Annotated in this window: 9 protein-coding genes and 1 pseudogene; 7 read left to right on the forward strand and 3 right to left on the reverse strand. The window is 72.8% G+C overall.

Annotated features, from left to right (window positions below; genetic code table 11):
• The first annotated feature begins 15 nt into the window (after nt 1–15).
• The 3 genes from C0R66_RS02045 to C0R66_RS02055 all read left to right on the forward strand — a co-directional run bounded on the left by C0R66_RS02045 (nt 16) and on the right by C0R66_RS02055 (nt 4,610).
• On the forward strand, nt 16–2,997 hold the full coding sequence (locus C0R66_RS02045) for a helix-turn-helix transcriptional regulator (RefSeq protein ID WP_101523297.1): 2,982 nt from the start codon (nt 16–18) through the stop codon (nt 2,995–2,997).
• 17 nt (nt 2,998–3,014) lie between these two features.
• Nucleotides 3,015–3,908, forward strand: coding sequence for a sucrase ferredoxin (locus tag C0R66_RS02050; RefSeq protein WP_101523298.1), 894 nt, complete (start codon nt 3,015–3,017; stop codon nt 3,906–3,908).
• Nucleotides 3,909–4,022: 114 nt separating this feature from the next.
• Nucleotides 4,023–4,610, forward strand: a complete 588-nt coding sequence (locus C0R66_RS02055; protein WP_101523299.1) for a hypothetical protein — start codon at nt 4,023–4,025, stop codon at nt 4,608–4,610.
• Nucleotides 4,611–4,646: 36 nt separating this feature from the next.
• Here C0R66_RS02055 and C0R66_RS02060 read toward each other — a convergent pair whose 3' ends face one another.
• Both C0R66_RS02060 and C0R66_RS02065 read right to left on the reverse strand, forming a co-directional pair.
• Nucleotides 4,647–5,852: an MFS transporter gene (locus tag C0R66_RS02060; protein WP_241901541.1), complete on the reverse strand. Its 1,206-nt coding sequence runs from the start codon at nt 5,850–5,852 to the stop codon at nt 4,647–4,649.
• The gene (locus tag C0R66_RS02065; RefSeq protein WP_158647841.1) at nt 5,816–6,739 is read right to left on the reverse strand and encodes an EamA family transporter; all 924 of its coding nucleotides are present in this window, start codon (nt 6,737–6,739) and stop codon (nt 5,816–5,818) included. The genes C0R66_RS02060 and C0R66_RS02065 overlap by 37 nt, the downstream gene beginning before the upstream one ends.
• Nucleotides 6,740–6,779: 40 nt before the next feature.
• On the opposite strand from C0R66_RS02065, the gene C0R66_RS02070 reads away from it, so the two are divergent.
• Entirely contained in the window at nt 6,780–7,274 is a 495-nt protein-coding gene (locus tag C0R66_RS02070; RefSeq protein ID WP_101523301.1) for a MarR family winged helix-turn-helix transcriptional regulator, read from the forward strand.
• Nucleotides 7,275–7,291: 17 nt separating this feature from the next.
• Here the strand turns inward: C0R66_RS02070 and C0R66_RS02075 are convergent.
• Nucleotides 7,292–8,118 (reverse strand): annotated as a pseudogene (locus C0R66_RS02075) (aldo/keto reductase).
• A gap of 53 nt (nt 8,119–8,171) precedes the next feature.
• On the opposite strand from C0R66_RS02075, the gene C0R66_RS02080 reads away from it, so the two are divergent.
• The 3 genes from C0R66_RS02080 to grpE all read left to right on the forward strand — a co-directional run bounded on the left by C0R66_RS02080 (nt 8,172) and on the right by grpE (nt 12,663).
• Nucleotides 8,172–9,869 carry an ABC1 kinase family protein gene (locus C0R66_RS02080; RefSeq protein ID WP_101525981.1) on the forward strand — a complete coding sequence of 566 codons (1,698 nt, stop codon included), beginning with the start codon at nt 8,172–8,174 and terminating at the stop codon, nt 9,867–9,869.
• A 212-nt stretch (nt 9,870–10,081) separates the two neighbouring features.
• Nucleotides 10,082–11,932 (forward strand): molecular chaperone DnaK, encoded by a 1,851-nt coding sequence (gene dnaK / locus C0R66_RS02085; RefSeq protein ID WP_101523302.1) that lies wholly within the window; start codon nt 10,082–10,084, stop codon nt 11,930–11,932.
• Nucleotides 11,929–12,663, forward strand: a complete 735-nt coding sequence (gene grpE, locus C0R66_RS02090; RefSeq protein ID WP_241901542.1) for a nucleotide exchange factor GrpE — start codon at nt 11,929–11,931, stop codon at nt 12,661–12,663. The genes dnaK and grpE overlap by 4 nt, the downstream gene beginning before the upstream one ends.
• The last annotated feature ends 32 nt before the right edge of the window (nt 12,664–12,695 follow it).

Raw genomic sequence — 12,695 nt, forward strand, 5'->3', positions numbered from 1 at the left:
GGCGGCGTGAAATCCATGCCCGCACTGTCGGTGGGGCACGACATGATGGACGTCGTGACCGCCAACCGCAGCGTCGACCTCGTGGGACGAGATGCCGAGCTGGAGGAGCTGTGCTCCCGGCTCGGCATCGCCGCGTCCGCGGACGGCTTGACGGCACGCACCACCTCGGTGCTCCTGGCCGGCGACGCGGGCGTGGGCAAGACCCGGTTGCTCAGCGAGCTGCGGGACCGTGCCCTGACGGCCGGCTGGCACGTCGTGGCCGGGCACTGCGTGGACCTGTCGGACTCCGCCCTGCCCTACCTGCCGTTCTCCGAGATCCTGGGCCTGCTGGCCGGCACCCTGCCCGAGGTCGCGGGCAGCACCCTGGCCGACCAGCCGGTGCTGCAGCGGCTGCAGCCCGGACGCCGGGTCCGCACCAGCACCGAGCATGCCGACGAGTCGCCGCTGGAGCGGGCCGACCTCTTCGAGGCGATGCATGCCCTGCTCGAGCGGGCGGCGGGGGAGGCTCCGATCCTGGTGGTGGTCGAGGACGCCCACTGGGCCGACCAGTCCACCCGCGACCTGCTCAGCTTCCTCTTCTCCCGGGGGTTCGCCGCCCCGGTGGGGCTCGTGGTCAGCTACCGATCCGACGACCTGCACCGGCGCCACCCGCTGCGCCGCCAGGTCGCGCAGTGGTCCCGGCTGCCGGTGGTGCGGATGCAGCTGGAGCCGCTGGGCGCCAGCGAGGTGCGCCAGCTGGTCCACGTGCTGCACCCCGACCCGATCGCCGAGCGCGACGTGGCCGACATCGTGGAGCGGGCCGAGGGCAATGCGTTCTTCGTCGAGGAGCTGGTGGGCGCCGCCCGGGTGACCGGCGGGGTGCCGGCCGACCTGGCCGACCTGCTGCTGGTCCGGCTGGAGCGGCTCGACGACGGCGCCCAGCAGGTGGTGCGGACCGCCGCGGTGGCCGGGCGCAAGGTCAGCCACGCGCTGCTCGCGGCGGTCTCCGGGCTGGGGGAGCAGGAGCTCGACGAGGCGCTGCGCACCGCGGTGGAGCGGCACGTCCTCGAGCCGGTCGGCGGCGACGCCTACTCCTTCCGCCACGCCCTGCTGGCCGAGGCGGTCTACGACGACCTGCTGCCCGGCGAACGGGTACGCCGGCACGCGGCGTACGCCCGGGTGCTGCAGTCCGGCGCGGTGCCCGGGACCTCGGCCGAGCTGGCCCGGCACGCCAGGCTCGGCCAGGACGTCGCCACGGCGCTGCGGGCCAGCATCGACGCGGGCGACGAGGCGATGCGGGTGGGCGGCCCCGAGGAGGCCTCCCAGCACTACGAGCTCGCGATGCAGCTCCTCGACCACCCGGCCACCCGCGAGGCTGCCCCAGGAGCCCTCGGCCTGGCCGAGCTGGCGATGCGCACCGCCGACGCGCTCACCGCCGCCGGCCACGCGCACCGGGCAAACGCGCTGCTGGCCGAGACCCTGCAGCGGCTGCCCGCCGGCTCCTCCGACATCGACCGGGGGCTGCTGACCTCCCAGCTGGCACTGAGCATCTTCACCATCGAGGACGAGGGCGACGAGCTGGAGCTGGCCCGCCGGGCCGTGGCGCTGCTGTCGGGGGGCACCGAGGCCCAGCGGGCGCGGTCCCTGGCCAACCAGGCACGCATCCTGGCCGGGCACCTGCGCGAGGACGAGGCCCGCCGGGTCGGCGCCGAGGCGCTGGCGATGAGCCAGCGCCTGGACCTGCCACGGCTCAGCGCCGACATCCTGACCACGCTCGCCTCGCTACAGCGCCACCAGCTCGGGGACGACGTCGGCGACGCGCTGGCCGACGTCATCGGACAGGCGCGCAGCAGCGGCGCCGTGCACGCCGAGCTGCGCGGTCTGTACGGCCTCGGGCGGTTCCACCAGGACCGGGGCGAGATGGACGAGGCGCTCGCCCTGTTCGAGACCTGCCGTGCCCGCGGCGTCCAGATCGGCACGCCGTGGGCGCCGTACTCCTTCGACGCGCTGGTGATGAGCGGGTCCGTGCAGTTCGTGACCGGCCGCTGGGAGGACGCGCTGCGCACCGCCGGCCAGGCCCGCAACGCTCCGGCGCCCCTGGTCGCCGGGGTGCTGCGCGGACTGGAGGCCACGGTGGCGGCCGCCCGCGGTGAGCGCGTGGCGACCCAGCTGGTGGCCGAGCTGCGGCCCCTGTGGTCGGGCGAGGGGCTCGTCGGGCTGTTCGCCGCCACCGCCGAGCTGGAGCTGGCGGAGCAGTCCGCGGACAGCAGGGGCGCGCTCGGCACCTACGCCCGCGCCGTCGAGGTGCTGGGCGCCATGTGGCGCGACCTGTTCCAGGCCCGGCTCCGGCTGGCCGCGCTCACCCTCGGGGTGCTCGGCACGGCGTCCCGGCAGGAGAGCGGCGCCGAGCGGATCGCGGCCCAGGCCACCGCCGACCGGCTGCTCAGCGACGGGCGTCGGGTGGTGGCCCACACCCGGGAGGACGGGCTGGTCTTCGGCCCCGAGGCACTGGCGTGGATCCAGCGGCTGGAGGCCGAGCACCTGCGCTGGCGCTGGCTGGCGCAGATCGACCCGCCCGCCCCGGACGAGCTCCGCGAGGCCTGGGAGCAGACCGAGGCGGCGTTCGTCCGCTACGGCCACGTGCACGAGCTGGCCCGGGTGCGGGCCCGGCTCAGCGACGTGCTGCGCGGCCTCGGCGAGCCCGAGCTCGCCCGGGAGGCCGGCGACCTCGCCCGCGCCGCCGCCCACTCGCTCGGCGCGCAGCCGCTGCTCGGTGAGCTGACGGCGCTGGGCAGCGCCCCGGTCGCCGGCCGCGCGGAGCAGGTGGGGCTGACGCCGCGGGAGAGCGAGATCCTGGCGCTGGTCGCCGAGGGGCGCAGCAACGGCGAGATCGGCCAGCAGCTCTTCATCGCCACCAAGACGGTGAGCGTGCACGTGTCCAACATCCTGGCCAAGCTGGGCGCCGCCTCGCGCACCGAGGCCGCGGCCCTGGCCCGCAGGCGGGGGCTGATCGGCTGAGAGGCACAATCTCCTGCGTGAGCCAGCCGCAGACCGAGTCCCCGACGCTGCGGTGCGCCGTGGCCAGCCGCAGCACCGGGGAGCCGCTGGCCGGCACCGCGCCCACGGAGACGACGTACCTGTTCGTCGAGTACGCCGGGGCCTGGGGTCGGCAGGCGCTGGAGGAGAGCCGGCTTCCCGAAGCGGTGCGGGTGTTGCTGAGCAGCCTGACCGGGGTCCGGGTGCAGCTGATCCGCAGGCACGGCGGCATCTCGGGGCCGGGGGTGCGGATCTTCACCGCCCACGTGTCGGAGTCCGCCGTACGGCTGGAGACCGCGGTGCTGGGCGATGTCTCGGAGCTGCTCGAGATGGACCTCACCCCGTTGATCGCGGGCCGCGGCCTGGACCTCACGCCGTACCACGACGAGCTCCTGCTGGTCTGCACCAACGGGCGGCGGGACGTGTGCTGCGCCGAGCTGGGCCGGCCCGTGACGGCCGCCCTGGGGGCGCGCTGGCCGGAGGCGACCTGGGAGATCAACCACCTCGGCGGGCACCGCTTCGCCGCCACCCTGCTGGCGTTCCCCAGCGCGGTGACGTTGGGACGTCTGGACCACGAGTCAGCCGTGCTGGCCGTCGAGGAGCTCCAGGCCGGCCGGCACCCCCTCGGCTTCTCCCGCGGCAGGGCCGGCGTCAGCCCAGCGGCGCAGGTGGCGCAGCTGCACGTGGTGGAGGAGACCGGGCTCGACGGCCTCGGTGACGTGGTCGTCACCGGTGAGGCCGACGGCGTGGTGAGCCTGAGCGCCGACGGCACGCCGTGGCAGGTGGGCGTCCTGACCCGTACCGGGGAGGCCGTGCGGCAGAGCTGCGCGGACCTGCAGGGCAAGCCGGTCCTGGTGCACGAGGTGGTCGCCGCGGGGCCCGTCCAGGCCTGATCGCCGCCTGCCGCGGGGCCTGGACCGAGACCAGATGACGACGAAGGTGGACGCCCGCCGCCGAGATGGAACAATGGGGGCGCCCGACCCGATCCGTCCGGAGGAGAAGCCCCCGTGCCCGACCGCCCGTCGCTCGAAGAGCGCCCCGTGCTCGCCGGGATCCTCGCCCTGGTGGGCGTGGCCCTGGTCGTCGGCCTGCTCGCCGGTGTCGGGGTGCTGATCGGCAGCAAGGTGCTCGGCCTCGGCGGCGAGGACACCGCCACGGCATCGGACACCAAGGTGACCTCCGGTGAGTCCCTCTACCTGCCCACCCCGTCCGAGACGGTGCGGCCCACCGGCCCCCAGATCACCCTGGACGCCACCGGTCCCACGCCCACCAGCACGGTGGTGACGCCCGTGCCCGAGTCCCCGACCACCTCCGCGCCGCCGGAGAAGGCAATCACCCTCACCGCCGGCCAGTCGACGGTGGCGGCGATGCAGCAGATCGACCTCAGTGGCTCCTACCCCCAGGGCGACGGCGCCATCCTGCAGGTGCAGCGGTTCGAGAACGGCGGCTGGGCGGCCTTCCCGGTGACCGTCTCGGTGAGCGGGGAGACCTTCGCGACGTACGTCCAGACCGGCCAGGGCGGCGAGACCAAGTTCCGGGTGCTCGACACCGACTCCGGCCTGGCCTCCAACGAGGTCGTCGTCACCGTCGGCTGAGCCTGAAGCGGAGACTGCGGCCTCGCGCCAGGCAGGTCAGGCGCCCCCCGCGCCCCGCAGCCGTACGTCGAGCTGTCGGGTCCAGTAGCCGACCCAGCCGGTGCCCAGCACCATCAGCACACCGAGCACCAGGCAGGCGATGGCCAGCGGGGCGACGGCGGCCACGGCGCTGACCAGCAGCGGGCCGCCGCTGTTGCCGATGTCGCCGCACAGCCGCCACCCGCCGAGGTACTGCGCCCGGCCGGCCACGGGCGCGGTGTCCGCGCCGATCGTCATCACGATGCCGGAGCCCAGGCCGTTGCCGACGGCGATGAGCACCATCACCGCGGTCACCGACCAGGCGGCGGTGGCCAGGGGGAGCACGAAGCTGGCGACCGCGACGGAGGCGACCACGGGCAGTGCCACGACCATCCGGCCGTAGGTGTCCATCAGCCAGCCGCCCGGGAAGAAGAAGGCGATGTCGATCGCGCCGGCCACGGCGAAGATCAGCGACGTGGTGCTCGCGCTGAGCCCCACGTGGTCCGCCCAGAGGGGGAGCAGCCCGACCCGCAGGGAGCGGCTCACGCCGATGACGATCACCGCGACTCCGAGCGTGGCCAGCGACCGCCGCTCCGCGCGGAGTACCGAGAGCACCGGGAGGTGGCCCGAGGCCCGGGCCTCGGCCCGCTCCGAGGCACCGAGGTCGGGCATCATCCGGGCCAGCAGGGCGCTGGCCACCGACATGCCGGCGGCCAGCAGGAACGCCGACCCGAGGCCGAAGAAGTGGATCAGCCCGGCGCCGAGCAGCGGCCCCACGAAGATCCCCACCCGGTGGCTGCCGCCCAGCCCGGCCAGCGCCCGGGCCCGGTAGTGGGCCGGGACCACGTCGATCATGAAGCCCTGACGGGCCATCAGGAAGGTGGTCCACGCCATCCCGCTGAGCAGTACGGCGGCTCCGAGGCCGAGCAGCGACTGCGTCAGGCCGGCCCACACCATCGCGGCCGCGTCCACGAACCCGACGGTGAACAGCGCCTGGCGCTCCCCGATCCGGGCGATCAGGGCGCCGGCCGGCAGCGAGGTCAGCATGCTGCCGATGCCCAGCAGGGCCACCACGAAGGCGGCGGTGGCCACGTCGGCGCCCAGGTCGCGGGCGTGCAGAGCCAGCACCGGCATCACCGCGCCGTGCCCGATCGAGTTGACGATCGTGGGCCCGTACGCGGTGACCGCTACGTCTCGGAGGCGGAACTCGGTCTCTGCGGACACGGCGCCGATTCTTGCGCAGCACGCCGACGCCTGGTCGCTCCGGTCTGGCCGGCCAGCACCCCGCCGAGCACCAGCAGCATGCCGAGCGCCTGGGGGAGCCCGAAGGCCTCGGCGGCGACCACGACCCCGAGCACCGTGCCGACCAGGGGGTTGAGCAGGCCCACCAGGGCCACGGCGCCCGCGGGCATCGCGCGCAGCGCGGTGAACCAGCAGAAGTAGGCCAGCCCGGTGCCCACCACCGCGATCCAGGCCAGTCCGAGCACCGCGTCGCGGTCCAGCGCCGGCGGCGCGCCCTCGACCAGCAGCGCGACCGGCAGGATGGCCAGGCCGCCGACCACGAGCTGCCAGGAGACCAGCGTCAGCATGTCCACCGGCGGGTGCCACCGCTTGATCAGGGTGAACCCGAGCGCCGAGATCAGCACGGACCCGAACGCACCTGCCAGGCCCACGCCCGTCACGCCGTCAGGGGTCTGCCAGACCAGCAGCGCCACCCCCACCAGGCCGACCACCGCCGCGGCGAGCCGGACGGCGTGGGCGCGCTCGGAGAGCACCAGCCACGCCATCCCCATCACCGCCAGCGGGGAGGTCGCCTGCAGCGTGGAGGCGAGCCCGCCAGGCAGGTTGTAGGCCGAGACGAAGATCAGCGGGAAGAAGAGCCCGATGTTGCACAGCCCCAGAATCAGCGCCTTCCACCACCAGTCCCCGCGCGGCAGGGTCCGGGTCCAGGCGAGCAGGACCAGTCCCACGGGCAGGGCGCGCACCAACGCCGCGAAGAGCGGACGGCCGGGCGGCAGCAGCTCCTCGGTGACGACGTACGTCGTGCCCCAGGTGATCGGCGCGACGGCCGCCAGCAGGACGGTGCGCCAGGAGGCGGAGGTGTCTTCCACGGAAGAGACTTTACCTTCCAGGGAAGGTAAGGTCCACCCCATGAGCAGCGAGCCCGACCACGTCGGCCGGATCATGGACCAGTGGGCCCGGGAGCGCCCCGACCTCGACGTCTCTCCGATGGGGGTCATCGGGCGCCTGCACCGGCTCGCGGACCGGCTCCAAGCCGAGCTGCGCCCCGTCTTCGCCGCCCACGGGCTGGGCGAGGGGGACTTCGACGTGCTGGCCACCCTGCGCCGCAGCGGAGCGCCGTACCGGCTGACCCCCAGCCAGCTGGCCGACAGCGCCATGGTGACCTCGGGGGCGGTCACCAAGCGGGTGGACCGCCTGGTGTCAGCCGGACTGGTCGAGCGGTCCGCGAGCCCCCGCGACGGACGCTCCTGCGACGTCGCGCTGACCCCCGACGGGCTCGAGCTGGTCGACCGCCTGGTGACCGAGCACGTGGCCAACGAGCACCGGCTGCTCGCCGGGCTCGGTGCCGCGGAGCGCTCGCGCCTGGCCCAGCTGCTGGAGCAGTGGGGGCGGACGATCGACTGAGCCGGGCGTCGCCTCGCTCAGCCGAAGAGGTCCGGGTCCGGACCCGTGCGGCCCTCGGGGCCACGGTCCAGGCCGCTGAGCGTGGCCATCTGCTCCGAGGTCAGCTCGAAGTCCAGGATCTCGGCGTTCTCCCGCATCCGCTGGGGTGGGTGGTCTTCGGGAAGATCACGTCCCCGCGCTGCAGGTGCCAGCGCAGCGTGACCTGGGCCGGCGTACGGCCGAGCCGGTCGGCGATCTCCACGATCGGCTCGGACCGGGAGACCGCGCCCCTGGCGATGGGGGACCAGGCCTCGGTGACCACGCCGTGCCGGGCGTTGGCGGCGCGGACCGCCTCGTTGATGAAGAAGGGGTGCACCTCGACCTGGTTGACCACCGGCACCACGCCGGTCTCGGCGACCACCCGGTCCAGGTGGTCGGGCTGGAAGTTCGAGACCCCGGCGGAGGTGACCAGGCCCTCCTCGACGAAGGAGACCAGGGCCCGCCACGCAGTCACGTAGTCGTCACGCGAGGGCAGCGGCCAGTGGATCAGGAAGAGGTCGACCCGGTCCAGCCCGAGCTTGGTCAGGGACTCCTCCAGGCTGCGCCGAGCCCGGGCCGGCTCGTGGTTGGGGTTGTCCAGCTTGGTGGTGACGTAGAGCTCCTCGCGAGGTACGCCGGACTCGCGCAGCGCCCGCCCCACGCCGGCCTCGTTGCCGTACATCTGGGCGGTGTCGATGTGCCGGTAGCCCAGCTCCAGGGCCGCCGCGACCACCTGCTGCGCGTCCTGGTCGCTCACCTTGTAGGTGCCCAGGCCCAGCTGGGGGATGGAGGTGCCGTCGTGGAGGGGGAGGTGGGGGAGGTCCATGTCACTCACCGTATCCACCCACCGGGTGCCGTCGCGTGGCATCCTCGTCGTCCATGACCAGCACCGCGAAAGCGCCCGAGAGCACCGACTCCCCGCTCCGGCGCTACGCCCGGATCGCCCGCTTGGCCTATCGGCACGGCCGGGGCGACCTGCTCCAGGGGCTGGAGATGGACGAGTTCAGCCACGACGACGACCCGCCGCTGGGCGACGACGACAAGGCCGAGGCCTTCGCCCGTGACCTGGAGAAGATGGGTCCGACGTACATCAAGCTGGGCCAGCTGCTCTCCACCCGCTTCGACCTGCTGCCCGCGGCCTACACCCAGGCCCTCGCGCGGCTCCAGGACGACGTCACGCCGTTCGGGTTCGAAGCCGTGCGCGAGATCGTCGAGGCCGAGCTGGGCGGGCGCCTGGAGGACCTGTACGGCGACTTCGACCCGGAGCCGATGGCGGCGGCCAGCCTGGGCCAGGTGCACCGGGCGACCCTGCGCAACGGCCGGGAGGTGGTGGTCAAGGTGCAGCGTCCCGAGGCCCGGGACGTGGCTCGCGCCGACATGGACACCCTGGCCAGCCTGGCCGCCATGATCGACCGGCGTACCGACGTGGGGCGGCGCTACGGCTTCGAGAAGCTGGTCGCCCAGTTCCGCCAGTCCCTGGCCGGGGAGCTGGACTACCGCCGCGAGGCGCGCAACCTGCAGCGTTTTGGGAGGCTCGTCGAGCCCTACGACCTGCTGCTGGTCCCGCAGCCCGTGCCCGCGCTGAGCACCGGCCGGGTGCTGACCATGGACCTGGTCGAGGGACGCAAGGTGACCGAGCTGGGCAAGCTGGCACTCCTGGACCTCGACTCCGCTCCCGTGGCCGAGCAGCTCTTCGCCTGCTACCTGCACCTGATGCTCGGGGAGGGGGTGCTGCACGCCGACCCGCACCCGGGCAACCTGCTGCTCACCGACGACGGCCGGCTGGCCCTGCTGGACCTCGGCATGGTCGTCTCGGTGCCGCCGCGGCTGCAGGACAAGGTGGTCAAGCTCCTGCTCGCCATCACCGACGGCGACGGCGAGGAGGTCGCCGCGGTGCTCGCCGAGATGGGGCACCAGCTGCCGGACTACGACGCCGGGGCCTTCCGCAACGACGTCGCCCACCTGGTCTCCGAGGCCGTGGGGGCCGGCCCGGACCTGCAGGCCGGCATGGTCCTGGTCGAGCTGAGCCGGCTCTCGGGGCTGCACGGGCTGCGTCCTCCGGCGGAGATGTCGCTGATCGGCAAGGCGCTGCTCAACCTGGACAGCTCCACCCTGCACCTCGATCCGGACTTCTCCCCGGCCGAGGCGCTGCGCGACAACGTCTCCGCCATCCTGGCCAGCGGGCTCGGGGTGAGCCCAGGCGGCATCATGGCTGCCGCGATCGAGGCGAAGGAGTTCGCCAAGCTGCTGCCCCGCCGCGCCAACCGCATCCTGGACAACCTGGCCGCCGGGGAGTTCAACGTCCGGGTCGACGCCCTCGACGAGGAGCGGCTGCACACCGTGCTGCTGCGGGTCGCGAACCGGATCACCCTGGGGATGGTGATCGCGGCGATGCTGGTCGGCGCCGCGCTGATGATGCGGGTCGACGAGGGGCCGCGACTCTTCGGGGTCCCCGGCGTGGCGCTGAGCTTCTTCACCCTCGCGGTGCTCGCGGGGGTGGCGCTGACGGTCTGGATCGTGACCACCGACGGCAAGGTGGCCGCCCGACCCCGCTCCCGGCCCGGGGACCGCGGCTGAGGGACGTCCGCCTCCTCAGGTCGGCGGTCTCGCCTGGGAAAATCGGCCCCCGTTCGGGAACAATCCCCGGACGTACGTGCGTTGAACTCCATGAACGAAGTTGAGTTGAAGCCACTCAACTTGTTTGCCAGAATCGCTCCCAAGGGCGCAGGATGGCGTCACCAGATCTTTCCCGGGACGTTCCCGGGACGCGACAACGGAGGTAACCCAACATGGCACGTGCTGTCGGCATCGACCTCGGCACGACGAACAGCGTCGTCGCCGTCCTGGAGGGTGGCGAGCCCACCGTCATCGCCAACGCAGAGGGCGCCCGGACCACTCCCTCGGTGGTCGCCTTCACCAAGTCCGGCGAGGTGCTGGTCGGCGAGGTGGCCAAGCGCCAGGCCGTCACCAACGTGGACCGCACCATCCGCTCCGTCAAGCGCCACATGGGCACCGACTGGAGCACCCAGATCGACGACAAGAAGTTCACCTCTCAGCAGATCAGCGCCTTCGTGCTGCAGAAGCTCAAGCGCGACGCGGAGGCCTACCTCGGTGAGCCCGTCACCGACGCCGTGATCACCGTGCCGGCGTACTTCTCCGACGCCCAGCGCCAGGCGACCAAGGAGGCGGGCGAGATCGCCGGCCTCAACGTCTCGCGCATCGTCAACGAGCCCACCGCGGCCGCCCTGGCCTACGGCCTGGACAAGGGCGAGGACCAGACGATCCTCGTCTTCGACCTCGGTGGCGGCACGTTCGACGTCTCGCTGCTGGAGATCGGCGAGGGCGTCGTGGAGGTCAAGGCGACCTCCGGTGACAACCACCTCGGTGGCGACGACTGGGACAACCGCGTCGTGGCCTGGATGGTCGACAAGTTCAAGAAGAACAACGGCGTGGACCTGGCCGCCGACAAGATCGCCAAGCAGCGCCTGCAGGAGGCTGCGGAGAAGGCGAAGATCGAGCTCTCCAGTTCCAGCGAGACCACGATCCACCTGCCCTACATCACGCACGGCGAGTCCGGCCCGCTGCACTTCGAGGAGAAGCTGACGCGCGCCGAGTTCCAGAAGATGACCGCAGACCTGCTCGACCGCACCAAGACGCCGTTCCAGTCGGTGCTCAAGGACGGCGGCGTCGCGGTCAAGGACATCGACCACGTGGTCCTCGTCGGTGGCTCCACCCGGATGCCGGCTGTGGCCGAGGTCGTCAAGGACCTGCTCGGTGGCAAGGAGCCCAACAAGGGCGTCAACCCCGATGAGGTCGTGGCCCTGGGTGCGGCCCTGCAGGCCGGCGTGCTCAAGGGTGAGGTCAAGGACGTGCTGCTCCTCGACGTCACCCCGCTGAGCCTCGGCATCGAGACCAAGGGCGGCGTGATGACCACCCTGATCGAGCGCAACACCACCATCCCGACCAAGCGCTCGGAGATCTTCACCACCGCGGACGACAACCAGCCGTCGGTGGAGATCAAGGTCGCCCAGGGTGAGCGCCAGATGTGGGCGCAGAACCAGCCCCTGGGCAACTTCGAGCTCACCGGTCTGCCGCCGGCTCCCCGCGGCGTGCCGAAGATCGAGGTCACCTTCGACATCGACGCCAACGGCATCGTGCACGTCTCCGCCAAGGACCACGCGTCCGGCCGCGAGCAGTCGATGACGATCTCCGGTGGCTCCGCGCTGGGCAAGGACGAGATCGACCGCATGGTCAAGGAGGCCGAGCAGTACGCCGAGGAGGACGCCAAGCGTCGTGCCGCGGTGGACGCCCGCAACCAGGCCGACAGCCTCGTCTACACCACCGAGAAGTTCCTGGCCGACAACGGCGACAAGATCCCCGAGGACGTCAAGACCGAGGTGACCGCCGACGTCGAGGCCCTCAAGGCCACGCTGGAGAACACCGAGGTGGACGCCGAGACGATCCAGGTCGGGGTCAACAAGCTCAACGAGTCCAGCCAGAAGATGGGCGCCGCGATGTACGCCGCCGCGGAGGCCGACCAGGCCGCCGCCGGAGGCAGCGACGGCTCGACGGGCGAGTCCGACGACGACGTGGTGGACGCCGAGATCGTCGACGAGCCAGGCGACGGTGAGGCCAAGTGACTCCTCCCCCCACTGGCTCGGCGGGGGGCTCCCAGGAGCCGCCCGCAGCGGACGGGACCTTCGGGGCCGGCGCCGGCGAGATGGCGGCCGAGACCGAGGTCGAGGCACCCCTGACTGATCAGGGGGCCTCGGCCCCGGCCCGGACGGCTGACAAGTCCGGCGACAAGCCGGCCGACTCCAGCACGGCGGAGGAGGACATCGCCAAGGCGCGGTCCGACGTCGCGGCCCTGACTGCCGACCTGCAGCGGCTGCAGGCCGAGTACCTCAACTACAAGCGCCGGGTCGACCGGGACCGCCAGCTGGTGGCCGAGAACGCGGCGTACAAGGCGCTGCTTCCGGTGATCGAGGTCCTCGACACCGTCGACCGGGCCAGGGAGGCCGGTGAGGTCGACGGCGGGTTCAAGGCGGTCGCCGAGCAGCTCGAGCGGGCGGTCGCGGTCTCCGGGCTGTCCCGCTTCGGTGCCGCGGGCGACGCGTTCGACCCGCAGCTGCACGAGGCGCTCAGCCACCTGGGCGAGGACCCCGACGTCGCGGTGACCACCGTCAAGGTGGTGGCCAAGGGCGGCTACCGGATGGGCGAGCGGGTGGTCCGCGCCGCTCAGGTGCTGGTGGTGGACCCCGCGTCCAGCCCGGCGGCGCCGGCCGACTCCGAGCAGTCGACCGGGGAGCCGCAGGACCAGAGCGGCGAGCCGGACCCGGCGTCCGAGACAGGTATCCCGCCCAGCTCCTGAGCGTGGTGCCCGAGGAACGACAGCCCGAACAG

The organism is Nocardioides houyundeii (assembly GCF_002865585.1).
GTDB classification, from domain to species: Bacteria; Actinomycetota; Actinomycetes; order Propionibacteriales; family Nocardioidaceae; genus Nocardioides; species Nocardioides houyundeii.

Excerpts from the sequence above, each read along its gene's own strand:
- C0R66_RS02045 (WP_101523297.1), top strand. The coding sequence starts at position 16 with ATGCCCGCACTGTCGGTGGGGCACGACATGATGGACGTCGTGACCGCC.
- C0R66_RS02080 (WP_101525981.1), top strand. The coding sequence starts at position 8,172 with ATGACCAGCACCGCGAAAGCGCCCGAGAGCACCGACTCCCCGCTCCGG.
- C0R66_RS02070 (WP_101523301.1), top strand. The coding sequence starts at position 6,780 with ATGAGCAGCGAGCCCGACCACGTCGGCCGGATCATGGACCAGTGGGCC.
- dnaK (WP_101523302.1), top strand. The coding sequence starts at position 10,082 with ATGGCACGTGCTGTCGGCATCGACCTCGGCACGACGAACAGCGTCGTC.